The organism is Acinetobacter sp. YH12227 (assembly GCF_013417785.1).
Classification (GTDB): Bacteria; Pseudomonadota; Gammaproteobacteria; order Pseudomonadales; family Moraxellaceae; genus Acinetobacter; species Acinetobacter gandensis.
On record NZ_VPDH01000167.1, the window covers coordinates 1 to 1,509 of the forward strand.

Consider the following 1,509-nt stretch of genomic DNA (forward strand, 5'->3'; position numbering starts at 1 on the left):
AGATCCATGCACGTGTAGCAGTTCTTAACAGATTTACGGAATTAGGTCGACCACTTACCCAAGTTACGCCTTAAATTTGGCTCAATTAGGGGCGCTTTGCATTTCAAATCTTTGTGCAACAAAGCCTCAAGAAACTATTACCTGAAGCATTCTCGATAACAGATCAACAGAATCAAGATAAGTGGATTGAGCTTGCTTTCGAGGTTGATCGTTCTGTCATGAGCTCTGTAGCTGAAAACTCAATTAATCCACAAAATATTGAAGCGGATATCCGTAAAAAACTATTACCTCAGATGTTCCGTGAATGTAAGTCCATTGGGAGTGGTATGGATCAAGCCAAAAAAATTGTGGAAATGATCGTACAAATTACTCGGGTCGGTTTGAATGGGCTCTAGGATGAATACGCTGCCAGAGAAAAAGTTAAGCATTGTATATGGTGATGACGTTATCGATTTTGAGTTGCTTGAAAGTTCTAGTCGTTCTCAAAAAATACTGATTAAAGTCTATGCTGATTGTCGGGTAGTTGTATCAACACCGTTAAATACAGATGATAAAACAATCATTGAAGCGGTAAAGCAACGTAGTCGTTGGATCTATAAGCAATTACGAGAGTTCCGTGAACAAAGCAAATTTATCACGCCTCGCCAATATAAAAGTGGTGAAAGCCACTTTTATTTGGGTAAACAGTATCAATTGAAAGTGATTCAAGATGATACCAAGCCAAATGGTGTAAAACTTCTGAGGGGAAGATTGGAGGTAAACACCTTAGATACGGATATTGAAAGTATTAAATCTCATTTAAATGAATGGTACAGATCTCGAGCAAAAGTCATATTTGAAGTACGATTGAGGCAGATTCTTGAAAAAGCCTTATGGGTTGAAGCTAAGCCTGATATTCGACTCATGACAATGCGCACACAGTGGGGGAACTGTTCACCATCAGGTCTTCTTACACTGAACCCGCATCTAGTTAAAGCGCCCGCAATTTGCATTGATTATGTGATTTTGCATGAACTTTGTCATTTGGTTGAACATAATCATAGTGAGCGTTTTTATCAACTTCTAAGTCAAGTTATGCCTGATTGGCCAATAATCAAAAAACGGTTAGATGATAGAGCGACAGCAATCATTCACTAATCGTGACTAAATATTCTTTCTATTGTTGATATTCTTCTATTTAATATATCGAGATATTTTGCCTGCATTTGGTCATTGAAGGCACTGCTAGCATAGTATGCTGGCATTTTGGAATCTGGCCACCATCCAAAATAACTCCTCATTACAGCAAACATATTATCTCTATTATCATCTGGATAGAGCGAAACACAAATTGAAGCAGCAGTATGACGTAACATATGAGGTGATAGGCTTGTAAGACCGTGGGCGAATTCAAACATGAGGTGCGACAGTTTGAAAAGTCTTATGATAATCAACAAGCTGAGCAAATTTCTCTAATGGTGTAAGCCAATCTAACGCTTTTCTAGGACGAGTATTCAGTGACATGGCAAC

General features: G+C 38.4%; 1 protein-coding gene and 2 pseudogenes. 2 read left to right on the plus strand and 1 reads right to left on the minus strand.

All coding sequences use genetic code 11. From position 1 onward, the window contains the following. Positions 1-128 precede the first annotated feature (128 nt). Both FTV09_RS17685 and FTV09_RS17690 read left to right on the plus strand, forming a co-directional pair. Positions 129-395: pseudogene (locus tag FTV09_RS17685) on the plus strand (hypothetical protein); the annotation flags it as partial. 1 nt (position 396) lies between these two features. After that, positions 397-1,137 carry a M48 family metallopeptidase gene (locus tag FTV09_RS17690; protein ID WP_180059006.1) on the plus strand — a complete coding sequence of 247 codons (741 nt, stop codon included), beginning with the start codon at positions 397-399 and terminating at the stop codon, positions 1,135-1,137. Between the two features lie 252 nt (positions 1,138-1,389). Here the strand turns inward: FTV09_RS17690 and FTV09_RS17695 are convergent. Beyond that, positions 1,390-1,509 (minus strand): annotated as a pseudogene (locus FTV09_RS17695) (IS30 family transposase); the annotation flags it as partial.

Excerpts from the sequence above, each read along its gene's own strand:
- FTV09_RS17690 (WP_180059006.1), top strand. The coding sequence starts at position 397 with ATGAATACGCTGCCAGAGAAAAAGTTAAGCATTGTATATGGTGATGAC.